The following is a 270-nucleotide window of genomic DNA, read 5'->3' on the forward strand; positions in this document are numbered from 1 at the left end:
CTCGTTCAATCACAGTAGGTGCCACTGTCATTGGCCCCATAAAATCATGTTTATAGGCAATATCGCCAAACTGTTTGCCATGAATATCTAAACCAATTAGCTGATTTACAAAGTTAATTAACTGCCCATCGCTATTATTTTCAAGCACTAGACCTTTAAATATTTCGGCTAAATAAGCAATTGCGTTAACACCCGACTCTGGCTCTGATGAATGCGCCGATACGCCTTTTACACTAATTGCGACAGCAGTATCGCTTTGCTGAGCAAAGT

Annotated in this window: 1 protein-coding gene; it reads right to left on the bottom strand. The window is 40.4% G+C overall.

The window, feature by feature from the left end; all coding sequences use genetic code 11:
- Positions 1-270 (bottom strand): peptidase dimerization domain-containing protein (locus AAEY68_RS21125; RefSeq protein ID WP_350586835.1); only part of this gene is annotated, 270 nt, incomplete at both ends.

Origin of the sequence: Pseudoalteromonas sp. RB2-MNA-CIBAN-0110 (genome assembly GCF_040309305.1) — a bacterium.
GTDB lineage: Bacteria > Pseudomonadota > Gammaproteobacteria > Enterobacterales > Alteromonadaceae > Pseudoalteromonas > Pseudoalteromonas arctica.